Source organism: Saccharothrix violaceirubra (assembly GCF_014203755.1).
GTDB lineage: Bacteria > Actinomycetota > Actinomycetes > Mycobacteriales > Pseudonocardiaceae > Actinosynnema > Actinosynnema violaceirubrum.
On record NZ_JACHJS010000001.1, the window covers coordinates 518,720 to 536,969 of the forward strand.

The 18,250-nt window shown below is 72.0% G+C and carries 22 protein-coding genes; 7 read left to right on the forward strand and 15 right to left on the reverse strand.

The features are described 5' to 3' along the window. Positions 1-31: 31 nt before the first annotated feature. Complete coding sequence (locus tag F4559_RS02560; protein WP_184665974.1) at positions 32-187, forward strand: hypothetical protein; 156 nt, start codon at positions 32-34, stop codon at positions 185-187. A 97-nt stretch (positions 188-284) separates the two neighbouring features. Here F4559_RS02560 and F4559_RS02565 read toward each other — a convergent pair whose 3' ends face one another. The 14 genes from F4559_RS02565 to F4559_RS02630 form a co-directional block, all read right to left on the reverse strand. Beyond that, positions 285-398, reverse strand: coding sequence for an Imm1 family immunity protein (locus F4559_RS02565; RefSeq protein ID WP_184665975.1), 114 nt, complete (start codon positions 396-398; stop codon positions 285-287). Between the two features lie 69 nt (positions 399-467). Beyond that, a complete protein-coding gene (locus tag F4559_RS02570; RefSeq protein ID WP_184665976.1) occupies positions 468-710 on the reverse strand; it encodes a hypothetical protein in 243 nt (80 codons plus the stop codon). Then, entirely contained in the window at positions 707-1,339 is a 633-nt protein-coding gene (locus F4559_RS02575) for a DddA-like double-stranded DNA deaminase toxin (RefSeq protein ID WP_312865975.1), read from the reverse strand. Before F4559_RS02575 ends, F4559_RS02570 begins: the two co-directional genes overlap by 4 nt. A gap of 135 nt (positions 1,340-1,474) precedes the next feature. Beyond that, positions 1,475-1,906, reverse strand: a complete 432-nt coding sequence (locus F4559_RS02580; RefSeq protein ID WP_184665977.1) for an Imm1 family immunity protein — start codon at positions 1,904-1,906, stop codon at positions 1,475-1,477. A gap of 47 nt (positions 1,907-1,953) precedes the next feature. Then, a complete protein-coding gene (locus F4559_RS02585; protein ID WP_184665978.1) occupies positions 1,954-2,379 on the reverse strand; it encodes an Imm1 family immunity protein in 426 nt (141 codons plus the stop codon). Further along, positions 2,376-3,080: a DddA-like double-stranded DNA deaminase toxin gene (locus tag F4559_RS02590; protein ID WP_184665979.1), complete on the reverse strand. Its 705-nt coding sequence runs from the start codon at positions 3,078-3,080 to the stop codon at positions 2,376-2,378. The genes F4559_RS02585 and F4559_RS02590 overlap by 4 nt, the downstream gene beginning before the upstream one ends. A gap of 79 nt (positions 3,081-3,159) precedes the next feature. Beyond that, positions 3,160-3,585, reverse strand: coding sequence for an Imm1 family immunity protein (locus F4559_RS35750; RefSeq protein WP_184665980.1), 426 nt, complete (start codon positions 3,583-3,585; stop codon positions 3,160-3,162). Then, on the reverse strand, positions 3,582-4,223 hold the full coding sequence (locus tag F4559_RS02600; protein WP_184665981.1) for a DddA-like double-stranded DNA deaminase toxin: 642 nt from the start codon (positions 4,221-4,223) through the stop codon (positions 3,582-3,584). Before F4559_RS02600 ends, F4559_RS35750 begins: the two co-directional genes overlap by 4 nt. Before the next feature lie 79 nt (positions 4,224-4,302). Continuing rightward, on the reverse strand, positions 4,303-4,734 hold the full coding sequence (locus F4559_RS02605) for an Imm1 family immunity protein (protein ID WP_184665982.1): 432 nt from the start codon (positions 4,732-4,734) through the stop codon (positions 4,303-4,305). Further along, entirely contained in the window at positions 4,731-5,414 is a 684-nt protein-coding gene (locus tag F4559_RS02610; protein WP_184665983.1) for a DddA-like double-stranded DNA deaminase toxin, read from the reverse strand. Before F4559_RS02610 ends, F4559_RS02605 begins: the two co-directional genes overlap by 4 nt. 16 nt (positions 5,415-5,430) lie before the next feature. Next, on the reverse strand, positions 5,431-6,513 hold the full coding sequence (locus tag F4559_RS02615) for a glycosyltransferase family 4 protein (RefSeq protein WP_312865445.1): 1,083 nt from the start codon (positions 6,511-6,513) through the stop codon (positions 5,431-5,433). Further along, the gene (locus F4559_RS02620) at positions 6,506-8,995 is read right to left on the reverse strand and encodes a glycosyltransferase (protein WP_312865446.1); all 2,490 of its coding nucleotides are present in this window, start codon (positions 8,993-8,995) and stop codon (positions 6,506-6,508) included. Before F4559_RS02620 ends, F4559_RS02615 begins: the two co-directional genes overlap by 8 nt. 103 nt (positions 8,996-9,098) lie before the next feature. After that, positions 9,099-11,009, reverse strand: coding sequence for a WD40 repeat domain-containing protein (locus F4559_RS02625; protein ID WP_184665984.1), 1,911 nt, complete (start codon positions 11,007-11,009; stop codon positions 9,099-9,101). Beyond that, entirely contained in the window at positions 11,006-11,914 is a 909-nt protein-coding gene (locus F4559_RS02630) for a glycosyltransferase family 2 protein (protein WP_312865447.1), read from the reverse strand. Before F4559_RS02630 ends, F4559_RS02625 begins: the two co-directional genes overlap by 4 nt. A 20-nt stretch (positions 11,915-11,934) precedes the next feature. On the opposite strand from F4559_RS02630, the gene F4559_RS02635 reads away from it, so the two are divergent. The 4 genes from F4559_RS02635 to F4559_RS02650 all read left to right on the forward strand — a co-directional run bounded on the left by F4559_RS02635 (position 11,935) and on the right by F4559_RS02650 (position 15,672). Continuing rightward, complete coding sequence (locus F4559_RS02635) at positions 11,935-12,969, forward strand: glycosyltransferase family 4 protein (RefSeq protein WP_184665985.1); 1,035 nt, start codon at positions 11,935-11,937, stop codon at positions 12,967-12,969. A 79-nt stretch (positions 12,970-13,048) separates the two neighbouring features. Further along, positions 13,049-14,164 carry a glycosyltransferase family 4 protein gene (locus tag F4559_RS02640; protein WP_184675399.1) on the forward strand — a complete coding sequence of 372 codons (1,116 nt, stop codon included), beginning with the start codon at positions 13,049-13,051 and terminating at the stop codon, positions 14,162-14,164. A 199-nt stretch (positions 14,165-14,363) separates the two neighbouring features. After that, entirely contained in the window at positions 14,364-14,807 is a 444-nt protein-coding gene (locus F4559_RS02645) for a DUF4396 domain-containing protein (protein WP_184665986.1), read from the forward strand. A 10-nt stretch (positions 14,808-14,817) separates the two neighbouring features. Continuing rightward, the gene (locus F4559_RS02650) at positions 14,818-15,672 is read left to right on the forward strand and encodes a glycosyltransferase family 2 protein (RefSeq protein ID WP_184665987.1); all 855 of its coding nucleotides are present in this window, start codon (positions 14,818-14,820) and stop codon (positions 15,670-15,672) included. Positions 15,673-15,676: 4 nt separating this feature from the next. Here F4559_RS02650 and F4559_RS02655 read toward each other — a convergent pair whose 3' ends face one another. Continuing rightward, a complete protein-coding gene (locus F4559_RS02655; RefSeq protein ID WP_184665988.1) occupies positions 15,677-16,054 on the reverse strand; it encodes a hypothetical protein in 378 nt (125 codons plus the stop codon). A gap of 149 nt (positions 16,055-16,203) precedes the next feature. On the opposite strand from F4559_RS02655, the gene manB reads away from it, so the two are divergent. Continuing rightward, a complete protein-coding gene (manB, locus tag F4559_RS02660; protein ID WP_184665989.1) occupies positions 16,204-17,280 on the forward strand; it encodes a mannose-1-phosphate guanylyltransferase in 1,077 nt (358 codons plus the stop codon). Further along, positions 17,273-18,160 (forward strand): DNA-3-methyladenine glycosylase family protein, encoded by an 888-nt coding sequence (locus F4559_RS02665; RefSeq protein ID WP_184665990.1) that lies wholly within the window; start codon positions 17,273-17,275, stop codon positions 18,158-18,160. Before manB ends, F4559_RS02665 begins: the two co-directional genes overlap by 8 nt. Positions 18,161-18,250 lie beyond the last annotated feature (90 nt).

The following is an 18,250-nucleotide window of genomic DNA, read 5'->3' on the forward strand; positions in this document are numbered from 1 at the left end:
TGCGCACAACTCGTGCGAGAACCTTTCCGCCATGTCCGAACCCGGGCGTCCCTTCGAAGCCGCGTCTCGCCAGGACGGCGAGCGCCAGCGCTTCCTGCGCCGTGTCTGTGCCGTGACCCAGTCCCGGCAGATCTCGTGGACCACCCTCACCGACCAGTCCGCGAAGAGCAAGGCCAAGACCCCGTAGCAGTCCCCGGCGGGTCGGGACGCCCCTCCGCCTACAGCGTCCCGACCTTCTTCACCCTCGTGCACGTGCATCGGCACGCGAGGAGTCCTCTGCGGGCTCAGTGCGCGTCCTGCCACTCGACGCACGTGGGGCGATGCCCCGTGACCAGGAACTCCTTGAGTGCGGTCGCGAGGACCTCGACGGCGACGCCGCTTCCCGCGTCCCAGTCCATCGGCTCGGAGTTGTGGGCCGGCGAGTCCGGTTCGCCACGAAGGACGCACCAGGCGTCGTCGAACTCGGGTTACCCGTAGGAGAGGTAGCCGTAGCCGTCGTGGACGGCGGTGAGCACGTCATGGTCGACGAGTTGTCCACCGGTGCCCTCGTCGATGACCGTCAGGCGCCCCCGGTGCACGAGAGTGGCGCTGCCCGAGTCCTTGTCGGCGAGGCGGGTGAGAAGGAGGTCGACATCCTCCGGTCGCTCGATCCGCATCGAGTCCGCGGTCCGCAGTTCCGGGTAGAGGGGCCAGTGCGCCTCGATGGTCATCGGTCGGGTGCTCCTCGGTAGGTGACCTGGCGACCGTCGGGTTCGACGACCGTCAGGGTGGCGTTCGGAGGCAGGAACCACTTCAGGTAGTTGTGGCAGGTGAACGGCTTTCCGGCGTCCTCGGGCAACTGGCCGCAGACAGGTCGGTCCATCACCAGGGTCTCCGCCACGCGGTTCTCGACCCGCATCCGCATCGCCGGTTTCACTTCGACGTGCCTGGCAAGCCGGACCGCACGGTTGTGCGGTGCCTTGAAGCTCTTGGCACGGTCCACGGCCGCAGCATGCCATTGGTCACCCGGCCCGCTGGTCATCGGCGTCTCCTCACCCTCCGGCCCCAACCAGACTCCTTGGGCCGCGCTGCCCTTCGGCCTGGGCGGCAGCGATCGCCCGATTCTGTCGACACGTGCCGGTGGCGGGCCGGTCGTGTCGGGTGCGAGGCGGTCGGCGAGGGTGTTGATGTGGGTGTGGAGTGCTTGTGCGGTCTGGAGCAGTTCGGCGGATCGGCGGTAGGCCTCGGCGAAGGTGTCGGTGGTGGCGATGATCTCGGGGTCCGAGGTGCCGATGGTGGTGTGGGCGAGGAGGGTGGCGGCGGCTTCGGTCGCGTCGACCGCGTCGGTGAGGAGGGTCAGGGGAGGGTGTCCGCTGCGGTGCGGAGGGTGCGTGCGACGTCCGACAGGGAGGCCATCGGGTGTCTCCCGGAGGGTTGTCGCAGGAGTGGATGTCGGTGTGAGGTGGTCGACCTTGGGCTTGGTCGACTTCGGGCGTCATGGGGAGGCGGGTGTCCAGTCGACGCAGGTCGGGCGTTGTGCCGTGGCCAGGAACTCCTTGAGGGCCGATGTGAGGGTTTCCACGGGGATGCCGCTGCCGGCGTCGAACTCCTCGGAGTCCGAGTGGTAGACCGGCGAGGCCGGGTCGCCGACGGGATGGTGGAAGTCGTGGTCGGGGTCCAGGTAGCCCAGGTAGCCGTAGCCGTACGCGATGCCGGCGTTGAGGATGTGGTCGGGACCCGGTTCGCCGGTGAACGGGGCGGGGATGAGCGGGCGGTCCGCGTGGTGGATCCACGCGACCTCCGAGGCGTCCTTGCCCAGTTCGACCACCAGCGCGTCGACGTCGGCGGCTGTGGCGATCGTCCGGACCTCGCCGCCGTCACGGTGGCTGTCGGGGAGGTGGACGGTCCAACCGGCGGTGAAACGCATCCTTCTCCTTCGTGGACGACCCGGTCACCGTTGCGCTCGACCACGGGTCATGGGTAGGCGGGCGTCCAGTCGACGCAGGTGGGGCGTTGTCCGGTGGCCAGGAACTCCTTGAGGGCCGTGGCGAGGGTCTCGACGGGGATGCCGCTGCCGGCGGGAAATTCCTCGGAGTCCGAGTGGTAGACCGGCGAGGCCGGATCGCCGACCGGGTGGCCGAAGTCGTGGTCCGGGTCGAGGTGGCCGAGGTAGCCGTAGGCCCGGTGGACACCCGCGTGGACGATGTGGTCGGGTCCCGGTTCGCCGGTGAACGGAACCGGCATCGTGGGACGGCCCTCGTGGTGTATCCGGGCGAAGCCGGAAATCTCCTTGGTCAACTCCGTGACCAGGGCGTCGACCTCGGCATCCGTGGTGATCGTCCGGATCTCGCCGTTGTCGATGCTGCCATCGTGAATACCCCAGTAGGCGGTGAAACTCATCCCTCTCCTTCGTAGACGACCCGGGTCCCATCGCGTTCCACCACGGTCAAACGCGCGCCGCGCGGCAGGAAGTGCTTGAGGAACTTGTCGCAGGTGTACTGAGCCTGTCGATCTGTCGGCCGTCGGCCGCACACGGTTCGATCGATCACCACCGTCTCCTCGGTCAGGCGCCCGTGGCGCATCCGCATCGCGAGTTTGACCTCGACGTGGACGGCGAGTCGGCTCGCTGGGTGCTTCGAGGTCCCGGTCATCCGTCGTACGAAGTCCAGCGCGTGATCGTGCCACTCGTCATCCGGCCCACTTCGGACGACCACGGTGTCACCGTTCGAACGCAGCCATCGTCCCTGCGTTTCGGTGCCCTCGGGTCGGACAGGCAGGGACCGGCGGTTCTGTTCGATCCGGCCCGGTTCGACATGAGCGGGTGGCGGGGGCGGGGTGGTGTCGGGTGCCAGGCGGTCGGCGAGGGTGTTGATGTGGGTGTGGAGTGCCTGTGCGGTCTGGAGCAGTTCGGTGCAGCGGCGGTAGGCCTCGGCGAAGGTGTCGGTGGTGGCGATGATCTCGGGGTCCGACGTGCCGACGGTGGTGTGGGCGAGGAGGGTGGCTGCGGCTTGGGCCGCGTCGGCGGCTTCGGCGAGGAGGGTCAGGGGGAGGGCGTCGGCCGCGGTGCGCAGGGTGCGCGCGACATCAGACAGGGAGGCCATTGGGTGCCTCCCGGAGGGTTGTCGGAGAAGTGGATGTCGGTGCGAGGTGGTCGACCGTGCGCCTGGTCGACTTCGTGCGTCATGGGTAGGCGGGCGTCCAGTCGACGCAGGTGGGGCGTTGTCCGGTGGCCAGGAACTCCTTGAGGGCCGTGGCGAGGGTCTCGACGGGGATGCCGCTGCCGGCGGGAAACTCCTCGGAGTCCGAGTGGTAGACCGGCGAGGCCGGGTCCCCGACGGGATGGCCGGGATCGTGGTCGGGATCCACGTGGTACAGGTAGCAGAAATCGTCGCCCACACAGGCCATGACCAGGTGGTCCGCCGCCGGTTCGCCGGTGAACGGGTGGGGTCGGTGCGGGCGGGTGTCGTGTTCGATGCGGGCCACGCCCGACGTGCCCCGGCTCAGGGCCACGACGAGGGAATCCACGTCCGCCGGGGTGTCGGCGACCCTGGTCTCGCCGGAGCCCGGCCTGCCGTCGTAGACCTGCCACGCCGCGGTGATGCTCACTGGACTCCTCGGTAGGTCACTGGGGTTCCGTCGTGCTCGATCACGGTCAACGTCGCGCCCGGAGGCAGGACGTACTTCAGGATCTTGTCGCAGGTCGCCTGGAACCTCCGGTTGTGGGGCTCGCGTCCGCACACCATGCGGTCGATGACCAGGGTCTCCCGGCGCCGTCCTTCCGTGCGCATCCGTACCGCCAGTTTGATCTCCATGTGCTTGGCGAGTTCGAGTTCCGGTGCCCGCCGGCCGAAAGCCGCGGCGAGGAATTCGAACGCCGGCCGGTGCCACTCGTCCGCCGAACCGCTCCGCAACACCGTCGAGTCGGTTCCGGGGCCGAGCCACCGACCCTGGGCCCGGGCACCTCGCACGCCGGCCGGGATCTCCTGGCGGATGCGGTCGACGTCCCGGCCCGGAGGTTTCGAGGGCAGGGGTGCGAGATGGTCGGCGAGGGTGTTGATGTGGGTGTGCAGTGCCTGTGCGGTCTGGAGCAGTTCGGTGCAGCGGCGGTAGGCCTCGGCGAAGGTGTCGGTGGTGGCGATGACCTCGGGGTCCGAGGTGCCGGTCGTGGTGTGGGCGAGGAGGGCGACGGGGAGGGTGTCGGCCGCGGTGCGGAGGGTGTGTGCCACGTCCGACAGGGAGGCCATCGGGTGTCTCCCGGAGGGTTGTCGCAGGAGTGGATGTCGGTGTGAGGTGGTCGACCTTGGGCTTGGGCGACTTCGGGCGTCATGGGGAGGCGGGTGTCCAGTCGACGCAGGTCGGCCGTTGTGCCGTGGCCAGGAACTCCTTGAGGGCCGATGTGAGGGTTTCCACGGGGATGCCGCTGCCGGCGTCGAACTCCTCGGAGTCCGAGTGGTAGACCGGCGAGGCCGGGTCGCCGACCGGGTGGCCGAAGTCGTGGTCCGGGTCGAGGTAGCCGAGGTAGCCGTAGCCGGCGTGGACGGCTGCGGTGAGGACGTGGTCGGCACCCGGTTTGCCGGTGAACGGCGCGGGGACGAGGGGGCGATCCGCGTGGTGGATCCGTGCGGTCTCGGCCACGTCGTCGCTCAGGAGGCCGACGAGGTCGTCGACTTCGGCATCCGTGGTGACGGTCCTGATCGCGCCCTTGTCGGGGCCGCCGTCGACGTCGCGGATGGACCAGCGGGCGGTGAAACTCATCCTTCTCCTTCGTAGACGACTCGGGTGCCGGTGCGCTCGACCACCGTCAGGCGGGTTCCGCGCGGGAGGAAGTACTTGAGGTAACGGTCGCAGGTGTAGTCGTCGTCCCGATCTTCCGGCCGCCGGCCGCACACCTCCCGGTCGATCACCATCGTCTCGTCGGTCAGGCGTTCGTGGCGCATTCGCATCGCGAGTTTGACCTCGACGTGCGTGGCGAGTCGGCTCACCGGGTGCTTCACCGTTCCGGTCGTGGCCCGGATGAAATCCAGTGCGCGATCGTGCCACTCGTCCCGCTTCCCGCTGCGCAGGACGACCGTGTCGCCGTCGGCGCGGACCCAGCGGCCCTGGGCTTCTGTTCCGCGTGGTCGTCGGGGGAGTGCCTGGCTGGTCTTCTCGATCCGGGGCGCCGATGGGGTGGTGTCGGGTGCGAGATGGTCGGCGAGGGTGTTGATGTGGGTGTGGAGTGCCTGTGCGGTCTGGAGCAGTTCGGTGCAGCGGCGGTAGGCCTCGGCGAAGGTGTCGGTGGTGGCGATGATCTCGGGGTCCGACGTGCCGACGGTGGTGTGGGCGAGGAGGGTGGCGGCGGCTTCGGCCGCGTCGGCCGCGTCGGCGAGGAGGGCGATGGGGAGGGTGTCGGCCGCGGTGCGGAGGGTGTGTGCCACGTCCGACAGGGAGGTCATGGCGAACCTCCCGGAGTCAGCGTGAAGCGGCCCGACGATAAGCCTCGACGGTCTTCTCCGCCGTCCGGCGCCACGTGAACTCGGCCGCGTGTGCCCGCCGTGCCGCCTGCGCCACCGGGTCGGGGGTGGTTTCCACGGCGACCGTCAACGCGTCCGCCAAACCCTCGGTGTCGCCGAACGGCACGTGGGTGGCGTGGCCGCCCGCCACCTCGCGCAACGCCGGCACGTCCGAGCACACCACGGGCACGTGGCACGCCAACGCCTCCAGCACCGGCAGGCCGAAGCCCTCGTCGCGGGACGGCAGCACCAGCGCCGCGGCACCCGCCACGATCGCGCGCAGGTCCGGCTCGCCCAGGTAACCGGTCCGCAGGACGCGACCGTCCACACCGGACCGATGCGGGCCGGCCAGGACCAGCGGGGGCAGTTCGGGGCGCGAGGCGTGCGCGGTCAGCAACGGCTCCAGGCCCTTGCGCGGTCCGCCCGCGCCCACGAACAGCAGGTACTCGCGCGGCAGGTGCAGCCTCGACCGCAACGCCTCCGACGGCGGCTGCGCGGCGAACCACGCCGGGTCCACGCCCAGCGGCGTCACGACGATCTTGTCCGGCGCCACGCCCAGCCGCTCGGCCACGGTGGCCGCGACCGCGTGCGTCGGCGTGCACACCACGGCCGCCCGGTGGGCCGACTGCCGGACCAGTTCCGGCAGCCGCCGGTCCGACGGGGGCAGGTCGCCGGGCGCGTCGAGGAACGCCAGGTCGTGGATCGTGGTCACGCCACCCGCGCGCAACGACGGCGGCAGCACGAAGTTCGTCGCGTGCATGACGTCGGACGGCCCCGCCAGCAACTCCACCGGCGGGAACGGGAACCGCAGCCACGCCTGCCGCAACAGCCGCGCCGACACCGGCAGACCGCGCGCCACGACCTCGTGCGGCAACACCGTCCGCAGCCCGCGCCACCCGCGCAGCGTGAACGCCACCGCGCGCACGTCCACGTCGTCGGTCGACGCCAGTTCCTCGGCCAACGCGGCCGTGTACCGGCCGATCCCCGTGCGGTGCCCCAGCAACGGCGTGCCGTCGATGAGCACCTTCAACGGCCTAGCCACGGCGCAGCTTCTTGAGCACCCGGCCGGTCGCGCGGCGGGCCACCTCGCCGGCACCGCCCGCGTCCAGGTACTCCTTGACCAGCTTCACGTCGCGCTGGAGCTTCTCGCCCAACGCCAACGGCCGGTTGCGCACCAGCGTCGCCGAACCGGGCAGCCGGTCGGTGGCCGGGCGCGGGTCGCGGCAGAACTCGACCAGCGGCGCCAGCGCCACCTCCCATGTGAACCGCTCCCGCACGGCCGCGATCCGCTCGGCGCACGCGTCGGCGAACTCCTTGTCGTACAACGCCTTCTCCAGGGCGTCGGCCAGCGCGTCCGGGTCCTCCGAGCCGACCACGACGCCCAGGCCCTCGCGCCGGACCAGGTCGGCGAACGAGTCGCCGTCGGTGGTCACGATCGGCAGTCCCGACCAGAGGTAGTCGAGCACGCGTGTGCGGAACGCGAACGTGGTCTCGACGTGCTCGTAGTGCGTGGTGACGCCGCAGTCCGCGTCGAGCAGCCAGTTCTGCCGGTCCTGGTAGGGCACCCACGTCTCGTTGAAGAACACGTGCGTTCCGGTCAGCTCCAGCCGCTTGGCCAACGCCCGGGTCCGCCCGGCGATGTCCATGTCCGGCACCTCGGGGTTGGGGTGCTTCATCCCGAGGAACACCAGTCGGACGTCGGGTCGCCGGGCCCGCAGCGTGTCGATCGCGGCGACCAGGGTCAGCGGGTCGAACCAGCTGTAGACGCCGCCGGCCCACAGCACGACCTTGTCCGACTCGGCGAGGCCGAGCGTGGCCCGCAGTCCTGGCCCGGTGCGCTGCGGCGGCTTGCCGGAGAGCCCGAACGGCGCGATCGCCAGCAGCGACCGCACCGTGGGGTCGTTGTCGTACAGCGACGGGGTCAGCCGGCCCAGTGCCGCCAGGTGCCCGAGCCAGAAGTGCCGCTGCCGTTCGGACGCGCACAGGAAGAAGTCGCCGCGGCGGAGCTGGTTGTTGAGCACCTTCGTCACGCCGAGCAGGTCCTTCTCCCGCTGCTCGTCCGTGTCGTCCTTGCCCTGCTCCAGCAGTTCCAGGTGCATCGGGTCGTACATGTCGCAGACCACGATCTTGGTGTTCGCGGCGTCCTTCAACGACGGCACGTACTCCATCGCGTGACCCTGCAACACGACGACGTCCGCCCACGCCACCTGCTCGCCGACATCCCCGGTCCGCACCCGCAGTACGGGGAACGGCGCGTCGGGCGGCGTGCACAGCGGGTTCACCGTGACCAGGCGGACCTCGTGCTCGCCGGACAGCACGTCGGCCATGTTCCAGGCCCGGATCGCGGGGCCGGCCATCTTCTCCGAGATCGCGTCGCCGGTCAGCACGAGCACGCGCCGCGGCCGGCCGAAGACCTCGTCCAGGCCGAACAGGTCGACGAGGATCTCGTGCGCGGCCAGGTAGCGCGGCAGCGGGTAGGCGGGCTCCATCGCCTTGCGCATCAACGGGACCAGGTCCGCGTCCGTGCGGCGGCGGGCCGCCTGCTCCTTCTTGCGCGACTCGGCCAGCGACGGCATCAGCTCGACGAACTGGTCGATCGCCAGGAACCCGGCGAGCGCCTGGCGGGGGACGGGCACGGGTGCCGCGTCGTCGGCCGGGTCGGCCGGGCGGCGGGTGATCTCGAGCTGCCGGGGGTCGATGTCGCCGCGCGCGGTGGCCCGGCGGACGACCAGGGCGAGCGCGGCGGGCAGGACCTTCGCCAGGGTTTCGTCCGAGAGGTTCTTGTAGAGCGCGGCCAACGCGTTGCGCTCCAACAGGTACAGCTCGCGACTGATGTCCACTGTGGACATCGAAGCGTGGTGCCGGTGGTAGGTCAGGGACGCCGGTTCGTAGCGGACCCGCCAGCCGCGAAGGTTCATCCGCCAGCCGAGGTCGACGTCCTCGTAGAACATGAAGAACCGCTCGTCGAACCCGTTGAGGCTCTTGAACACCGACGTCCGCACCACCAGCGCGGAGCCGGTGCCGAACAGCACGTCGCGGGGCACGTCGTGGGAGCCGTCGTCGGGCTGCCCGGCGTGCCGCTTGTAGCCCATGCCGAACCAGGTCAGGCCGCCGTCGACGAAGTCGATCGTCCGGCCCTCCCAGTCCAGGACCTTGCTCGCGACCGCGCCGACGCCGGGCTCCCGGCGCAGCACGCGGACGGCCTCGGTGAGCCAGTCGCGGTGCGGGCGGGCGTCGTTGTTGAGGAACGCCAGGACCGCTCCCGTGGCGTGCTCGACGCCGAGGTTGCAGCCGCCCGCGAAACCCTGGTTGGTGGGCGAGTCCACCACCGTCACGTCGGGGAACGCCGCGCGGATGCGGTCCGCGCCGCCGTCACCGGATGCGTTGTCCACCACGACGACCTGGAGTTTGTCCGCCGGGTAGGCGAGGTCGTCGCGGAGCGCGCGCAGGCAGGTGATGGTGTCCTCCGCGCCGCGGTAGTTGACCACGACCACGGACACTTCGGGCAGGATCGCTCGCTCCACGCGTCAAGCCTGCCTCATCACGCTCCGCAGTGTGACGTGAAGGTGGTCTATGCCTCCGAAGAGGGGGCTCGCCCGAGTCGCGCTGTGCGTTCGGGAACGCGGATCAGCAGACCTCGTCGGCGAACGCGCCGGCGGGCAGGTCGTGCGGTCGGTCCGCCAGCCCGCTGCGGTGGACCACCCCGCACAGGGCGTCGTGCCAGACGGCCGGGTCCGCGGACTCGACGCCGACGCCCTCCACGGCGTAGCCCGGAACGGCCGGACCGGGGACGTCCTCCAGGCTCTCCGTGCCGCGGCCGATCAACGCGGGCAGGCCCCACAGGACGTTCCAGCGCCAGCTCACGTCGAGCGTGCCGTCGAGGGTGATGGTCACCTCGTCGTCGGCCGACACCAGGCCGGAGACGACGGTGTCGTCGGGCAGCGTGGTGCGGCGTTCCTGTTCGCCCGTGCGCAGGTCGTGGATGCGGACCGTGTGGTCGTCGGCCACGGCCAGGGTGCCGTCCGCGAGCGCGACGGCGGTGGTCCGGCCGACCTCGAACCCGGCGCCGCCGCTGCCGTCGCCGATCTTGAAGGTGCGCGCGGAACCCGCCGCCGTGACGAGGACGAGGTCGTCGCCGTCCGCCGCGGCATAGGGTGCGGTCGCGTGGATCGGCGGCCCCAGGCGGGTTCCGCGCTCCCAGACCGTGGTGTCCTCGCCGCTGACGACCAGGCGCGTGTCGTCCAGGAACGCCGGGGTGCCGACGGCGTCGACGGTCGTGGGCGCCAGGCCGGGGAGGGTCCACAGCCCGACGTGGTCCACGGTGCGGGCGGCGAGTGCGCGGGAGTCCGGCGACAGGGCGAACTCCACGCGGTCGCCCGCCGGGAAGCGGGTCGTGGTGGCGTTGAGGCGGCGTCGGGTGCCCCGGTCCCACACCTCGATCCGGCCGTCGCGCCAGAGCAGGACGACGAGCGCGCCGTCCGGCGTGACGGCGGCGCGGTGGGCGTCGGCGAACGCGCGGTCGAGGCCGTCCGGCGGCGGGATGCGCAGGACGAGCGCGGTGCCGTGGTCGTCGAGCACCACGCGGTGGCCGCCCGGTTCGGGTTCGACGCTGATCAGCCCGGCCTGGTCGGGGATCTCGACGCGGCGGGTCACGGTGCCGGTCGCGGTGTCGCCGAGGGCGAGTGCGGTGCCTTCGACCGTCGCCCACTCGGTGCCGTCCTCGGTGAACGCGCCGGTCGTGCACGGCTGCCCGGGGACCGAGCCCAGGCGCGCACCGGTCGTGGTGTCGAAGCGGGTCAGGCCGCTGTGGTCGCACTTCGTGATCGTGGGACGGGAACGCGTCGGGTCCACCGGCAGATCGTCGGGAAGATCTCTCGTCCCGGTGGTGGACATGGCGAACTTGTCCGTCCGGTCGGCGAGGATCGCTTCGCCGGACGGGAGCACGCCGAGCAGCGTGGCCGTCGTGGGCAGCGTGACGTCGGAGCCGTCGAGGCCGATCACCCGGGGTCGCCCGGCCGGTGTCGTGAAGGCGAGGAACCGGCCCGACCAGTCGCCCACCAGCGTGTCGGGGTCGGCCACGGCCTCGCGCAGGAGTTGACCGGCCTGGTCGTGGACGAGCACGCGGCCGTCCCGCACCGTGGCGATCCGGTCGTCGCCGAGCCAGGCGGCGTGGCGCCCGCCCCGGAGCGGGAGTTCGATCGCGCCGGGTCCGCCGACGTCCACGATCCCGGACAGGTTCCCGTCCTCGTCGTGGTGGGCGATGCGCGTGCCGGACGGGTTGGTGGTCGCGTGATCGGGGACGAAGCGGTCGGCGAAGCGCAGCTCCCTGGCAAGTCCGCGCAGGTCCGAGCGCGTGTCCAGGCGGTCGCGCGTGCGGTACGCGCGCAGGGTGTCGAGCAGGCGGTCCTCGATCGTCGTCGCGGACCGGGCGCGGTCGAGGAGGTGCCGGGCCGGGTCGCCGCCGGTGTCGGGCACCAGCGTCGCCGCGAGGACCAGGGCCGTCACGGCTCCGGCGATCAACGCGGCCTTCCGGTTCACCTCTGCTCCAGACGTCCCGTCCACACGGCGTGCCTCGACACCGTCGACCTCCTGCCTATCGCCCCGCGCTGGGCCAGCACCACCGGCATCCGGAGGAAGACTTCGCCGACGACCTGCACGCGCAGCCCGAAGCGGAAGTTCCACGCGGCCGGCACGCGGCGTCGGAGCGGGAGGACGAGGGTCAGCGCGACGAACCGGGCCAGTTGGGCCGCCGCGATCCCGGCGGGGGCGCAGCGCAGGAGCATGAGCAGGCGGTTGCGCTCGTTCCAGCGGTGGAACAGGCGCGAGCCGGGCCGGGTGCTGGCGCCGTGGCGGTGCCGCACGCGGGCGGGCGAGGTGATCACCCGGTGGCCGGCCAGGCGCAGGCGCCAGGAGGTGTCCGTGTCCTCGTAGTAGCAGAAGAATTCCTTCGGGACGCCACCCGCCCGCTTCAGCGCCGCCGTCCTGACGAGCGCGGCACCGCCGTTGAACCCGAAGACGTCCCCCTCGCCGGTGTGGTCCGCACCGTGGCCGTCCTCGGTGAGCTTGACGCCGACGGACTGCGTCCGGCCGTCGTGGAGCACGATCGTCGACGAGACGGCGGCGGCGCCCGGGTCGTCGTCCAGGGCCTGTTCGAGGGTGGCCAACCAGTCGGGCGCGGGCTCGGCGTCGTCGTTGAGCCAGGCGACGAACTCGGTGTCGATCCGGTCGAGGGCCGCCGCCAGTGCGCCCGCGTAGCCCACGTTCGCGGGCAGCCGGACGGCGGTCTCCGGGCGGGCGGCCAGGACGTCGGCGGTGCCGTCGTCGGACGCGTTGTCGACGACGATCGTCCTATGTGGACGTTGGTGTTGAAGGGCGTCCAGGCACGGGCCCACGTGGTCGCGGCCCCGCCAGGTCACGACGACCACCGTGCTGCGGATCGACACGGCGTGAGACGGTACGCGACGTGCCGAACCTCGTCGTGCTCACCGAGCAGTTGCTGGCCCCGGTGCCCGGGGGCACCGGGCGGTACACCCGTGAGCTGGCGCGCGCGCTGGCCGCGACCGCACCGGCCGGCTGGACCGTGACCGGGGTGGTCGGTCGGCACGCGGACGTCGAAGCCGCCCGCATCCCCGGTGTCCTGGGGCCGCGGGTGCTGCCGTTGCCCCGACGGGCGCTGGTCGCGGCCTGGGAACGCGGTGTGCCGCTGTGGCCCGGCGGGGACGCGGTGCACGCGCCTACCCCGCTGGCGCCGCCGCGTGGACGGGTTGTCGTGACCGTGCACGACACCGTGCCGTGGACGCACCCCGAGACCTTGACGCCGCGCGGCGCGGCGTGGCACCGGAAGGTGATCGAGAGGGCCGCCGCGCGGGCGTCCGCGCTCGTGGTGCCGACCCGGGCCGTCGCGGACGAACTGCGCTCGTTCGTGTCGCTCCGGGCCCCGGTGCACGTCGTCGGCAACGGCGTGACGGACCTCGGCGAGGCCGTCCCGGTGGACGTGCCGGAGCGGTACGTGCTGGCCGTGGGCACGATCGAACCCCGGAAAGGTCTGGTGGACCTGTCCCGCGCCTGTGCCGAGATCGGGGTGCCGTTGGTCGTCGTCGGGCCCCAAGGGTGGGGCGGGGTCGACCTGCGGGCGCCGCACGTGCGGTTGTTGGGCCGGTTGAGCGACGCCCGACTGGCCTACGTGCTCCGTCGTGCGTCGGTGCTCGCCGCGCCGAGCCTGGCCGAGGGCTTCGGGCTGCCCCTCGTGGAGGCGATGGCGGCCGGTGTGCCGGTCGTGCACTCGGACGCGCCGGCATTGGTCGAGGTCGCCGGCGGGGCCGGGGTCGCGTTCCCGCGCGGCTCGGTGCCCGGACTCGTCGCCGCGCTCAGGTCCGTTTTGTTCGATGAGGCGCTTTCGGGACTTTTGGTCGCGGACGGTCGGCAGCGTGCCGAGGCGTTCACCTGGGAGAATGCCGCCAGGGCCGTTTGGGCGATCCACCAGGCCGGCGGCCGGTGACGCAACGTTTGGGCAAATCGTCGGCGACGCTCCTGAACGCCGCCGTACGCTTCACCGCGTGTCACCCGTCGAACCCAGCGTGCTGATCGACGCCACCGCCGTGCCCGCGGACCGCGGTGGCGTCGGTCGGTACGTCGATTCGCTCGTCGCCGCGCTCGACGCCGACGGTGCCCGGCTGAGCGTCGTGTGCCAGACGCGCGACGCCGACCTGTACACGCGCCTGGCCCCGCACTCGCGGGTCGTGCCCGCCGCCGAGGCCGTCGCCGCCCGGACCGCGCGGCTGACCTGGGAGCAGGCGTCGCTGCCCCGACTGGCCGCCCGGCTCGGCGTGGACGTGGTGCACTCGCCGCACTACACGATGCCGTTGGCGGGCCGCGTCCCGTCCGTGGTGACCTTGCACGACGCCACGTTCTTCACCGACGCCGTGCTGCACTCCTCGGTGAAGGCCCGCTTCTTCCGGGCCTGGACGCGCGCCTCGTTGAAGCGCGCCGCGCTGTGCATCGTGCCGTCGCGGGCCACCGCCGACGAGCTGACGCGCGTGGCCGGTGCGGACCGGCGGCTGCTGCACGTGGCGCAGCACGGCGTGGACACCGACCGCTTCCACCCGCCGACGCCTGTCGAGACGGCCACCGTGCGGCGGCTCCTGAGCCTGGGCACCGCGCCTTACGTGGCTTTCCTCGGGGCGTTGGAACCGCGCAAGAACGTGCCGGCGTTGATCCGGGGGTTCGCGCAGGCCGTGCGCGACCTGTCCCGCCCGCCGGCGCTGGTGCTGGCCGGCCAGCCGGGGTGGGACGGCCAGGTGGAACGCGCGCTCGACGCCGTGCCGCACCGGATCCGCGTGATCAGGGCGGGCTACCTGCCGTTCGAGCACCTGTCGGGTTTCCTGGGCGGTGCGGAACTCGTGGCCTACCCGTCGTTGGGCGAGGGGTTCGGCCTGCCGGTGCTGGAGGCCATGGCCAGCGGTGCCTGCGTGCTGACCACCCGCCGGCTGTCCCTGCCGGAGGTGGGCGGCGACGCCGTCGCGTACTGCGGCGTGGGTGCCGGGGACATCGCCTCGGCGTTGCGCGACCTCCTGGCCGACCCGACCCGCCGTGACGTCCTGTCGTCCGCCGCGCAGGTCCGGGCCAAGTCCTTCTCGTGGTCCACTTCGGCCACCCTGCACCGCATGGCCTACGCCACCGCCACTCGCCCCTGACCCGCGAGTCATACGTTCAGACACCGCGAGTTGTGCGTTCGAGCACCGCGAATCCTCCACTCGGACACCCCGAAATACGCACTCGGGCTGCCCGAGTGCACATTTCGCGGTGTCCCAATGCACATTTCGTGGTGTCCCAACGCATGACTCGCGGGATCGCGTGGTTGTGGTGCATACCCCTAGGGGGTATGTTGGCAGCATGGGTACAGGATGGAAGGTGGCGACGTCCGCCACACTGCACTGCCTCACCGGGTGTGCCATCGGCGAGGTGCTGGGCATGGTCCTCGGCACCGCGATCGGGCTGCCGGCCTGGGGCACGGTCGCGTTGTCGGTCGCCCTGGCGTTCTTCTTCGGGTACGCGCTCACGTTGCGCGGCGTCCTCAAGGCCGGCATCGGGTTCGGCGCGGCGGTCAAGCTCGCGCTCGCGGCCGACACCGTGTCGATCCTCGTCATGGAGATCGTGGACAACGCCGTGATGGTCGTCGTCCCCGGTGCCATGGACGCGGGCCTCGGCAGCGTCCTCTTCTGGGGCGCGCTGGCGTTCTCGCTGGTCGTGGCATTCGTGCTGACGGTGCCGGTCAACCGGTGGCTGATCGCACGCGGCAAGGGACACGCCGTGGTCCACCACGTGCACCACCACTAGGGTGTCGCGGGTGACGCGCTACGGAGACGACCTGGCGGTGGTGACCGTCACCTACTCGCCCGGCGGGACGCTCGACCGCTTCCTGGAGACGCTCGCCGACGCCACCACCCGGCCGGTCCGCGTGGTGCTCGCCGACAACGGCTCCGCGGACGGTGTCCCCGAACGGGCCGCCGAGGCGCACGACCACGTGACGTTCCTGCCCACCGGCGGCAATCTCGGCTACGGGGCGGCGGCCAACCACGGCGTCGCCTCGCTGCCGGACGACGTCGGCTGGGTCGTCGTGGCCAACCCGGACCTCGAATGGGGCGCGGGCAGCCTCGACGCCCTGCTGGCGGCCACCAAGCGCTGGCCGCGCGGCGGCGCGTTCGGCCCGCTGATCCGCGAACCCGACGGCGAGGTCTACCCGTCGGCCCGCCTGCTGCCCTCGATCGGCCGGGGCGTCGGGCACGCCGCGTTCGGCAAGATCTGGCCGGGCAACCCGTGGACCCGCGAGTACCGCCAGGAGCAGGCCGCCGTCCGCGAGCGCACCGCCGGGTGGCTGTCCGGGTCGTGCCTGCTGCTGCGACGCGAGGCGTTCGACTCGGTGGACGGGTTCGACCCGCGCTACTTCATGTACTTCGAGGACGTCGACCTCGGCGACCGCCTGGTCAAGGCCGGGTGGCTCAACGTGTACGCGCCCGAGGCGCAGGTCGTGCACATCGGCGGCGTGTCGACGGCCAAGTCGTCACAACGGATGCTCGCCGCCCACCACAGCAGCGCCTACCGCTACCTGGCCGACCGCCACCGCGGTCTGGTCCACGCGCCGCTGCTGCTCGCCGTGCGCGCCGGTCTGGCCCTGCGCCTGAAGCTGGTGTCCCGGCGCTGACGGGTCACTCGCCGCCGAGGCGGCCCGCCAGTCCCGGGGGCCGCTGCTGGTCGGGCCCGCCGGACAGCCGTTGCGACAGGCTCGGCCGGCTCGCCACCTGCTGGACAGTCGGGATCGGACCCGGCGCGACGCGTTGTTCCGGCTCCACCCTGGGCAGGGGGGTGGTCTGGTCGGGGAACTGCCCCGCCGCGGTGCGTGCCGACAGGACCATCGTGGTCTCCGGGTCGGCGGTGCGCGGGTCGACGGCCTCGACCACCGTGCGCGGGATCTGCTGGGTGGCCGACGAATCCATCGGCGACGTCATGTTGTCCGGCGTCACGACGTGGCCGCCGCGGGCACGGGCACGGGCGAGCGCGGCGTCGGCCCGAGCGCGGGGGTCCATGCGGATCTCTCCTGCGTTGCCTGGGCCGGCGGGGCGCCGGCGGGGGGTGGGCGGGTGGCGCGACACCGGACCACCGCCCGTGTCGCCGAAGTGCTTCTGCCAGAGTATTCGCATCTACCGGTAGAAGTAAGCCGAGGAGGAAAAACGGCATGTCGCCGCTGATCGGCGCGGAGGCGGTGGTCCTGGTCGGTGGCAAGGGCACCCGGCTCCGTCCACTGACGCTGTCCGCTCCCAAGCCCATGCTGCCGACCGCCGGGGTGCCGTTCCTGACCCACCTGCTGTCCCGCATCCGGGAAGTCGGCATCACGCACGTCGTCCTCGGCACGTCGTACAAGGCCGAGGTCTTCCAGGAGTACTTCGGCGACGGCGCGGCCCTCGGCCTCGAACTGGAGTACGTGGTGGAGGAGGTGCCGCTGGACACCGCCGGCGCCATCCGCAACGTCGCGCACAGGCTGCGCGAGCCCGACGTGCTGGTGTTCAACGGCGACATCCTGTCCGGCGTCGACCTGCGCGGCGTCGTCGAGACGCACCGGTCGACGCAGGCCGACGTCACGTTGCACCTGGTCAAGGTGGACGACCCGCGTCGGTTCGGCTGCGTGCCGACCGACGCCGAGGGTCGCGTGACGGCGTTCCTGGAGAAGACGGAGAACCCACCGACCGACCAGATCAACGCGGGTTGCTACGTGTTCCGCCGTGAGGTGATCGACGCCATCCCGGTCGGGCGGCCGGTGTCGGTGGAGCGGGAGACGTTCCCGGGTCTGCTCGAAGCGGGTGCACGTGTGCAAGGACACGTGGACACGTCCTACTGGCTCGACCTCGGCACGCCCGCCGCCTTCGTCAAGGGCTCGGCCGACCTGGTGCGCGGCATCGCGCCGTCGGCCGCCGTGGAATCCCCCGGTGAAGCCGTCGTGCTGGCCGGTGCCCGGGTCGACCCGGGCGCCGTGCTGACCGGCGGCACGACCGTCGGCGCCGGTTGCACCGTCGCGGCCGGCGCGGTGCTGGACGGTGCCGTCCTGTTCGACGGTGCCGTGGTCGGCGAGAACGCGAAGGTCAGCCGCTCGGTGCTCGGCGCGGGCGCGCTGGTGCAGACCGAGGCCGTGGTGCGCGACGCGGTCATCGGCGACCAGGCGGTCGTCGGCGCCCGCTGCGAACTGCTGGACGGCGTGCGGGTGTGGCCGGGCGTCGCACTGCCCGAGGGTGGGGTGCGGTTCTCGGCCGATGCCTGAGTCGCGCAGGACGTGGGCGCCGACGTTCCCCTTGGACGTCGGCGCCCTCCTGCGTCCGCTGCGGCGTGGTCCCGGCGACCCGTCGTTCAGCGCGGTCGACGGCGTGCGGCTCGCGGCGAACACGCCGACCGGGCCGGGCACCCTGCGGCTGACCAGGGCGGACGTCGTCACGGCGCAGGCGTGGGGCGACGGCGCCGAGTGGCTGCTCGACCGGGTGCCCGCGTTGCTGGGCGCGGACGACGACGACTCCGGGTTCGTCGGGCACCACCCGTTGATCACCGAGACCCGGCGCCGCCTGCCCGGCCTCCGGCTCGGCGCGACGGGCCGGGTGTGGGACGCGCTGCTGCCGGCCGTGCTGGAGCAGAAGGTCACCGGCACCGAGGCGCACCGGTCGTACGCGGCGTTGTGCCGCCGGTTCGGTGCGCCCGCGCCCGGCACGCCGGGCATGTTCGTGCCGCCGACCCCGCGTGCCCTGCTCGCCGTCACCGACTGGGAGTGGCACGCGGCGGGGGTCGACGGCGCCCGACGTCGGACGCTCATCGCCGCCGCTCAGGTGGCGCACCGCCTGGAGACGGATCTTCGTGGCGAAGAGGGCCGCACGTTGCTGCGCAAGGTGCCCGGCATCGGCGTGTGGACGGCCGCGGAAGTCGCCCAACGCGCCTGGGGCGACCCGGACGCGGTCAGCTTCGGCGACTACCACCTGGCCAACCTGGTCGGTGAAGCCCTGCTGGGCCAACGGATCGACGACGACGAGATGGCCGTGGTGCTCGCGCCTTACGCACCCCAACGCCAGCGTGCCGTCCGCTATATCGAGTCCTCGGGCTTCCGGCGCGAACGCCGGGCCCCACGCTTCTCCCCGCGCGACTACCGCACCCACTGACCCGCGAGTCCTCCGCTCAGGCACTCCGAAATACGCGTCCAGACACCCTGAAATACGCACCCGGACAGTGGGAGCGGGTGCCTGAACGCA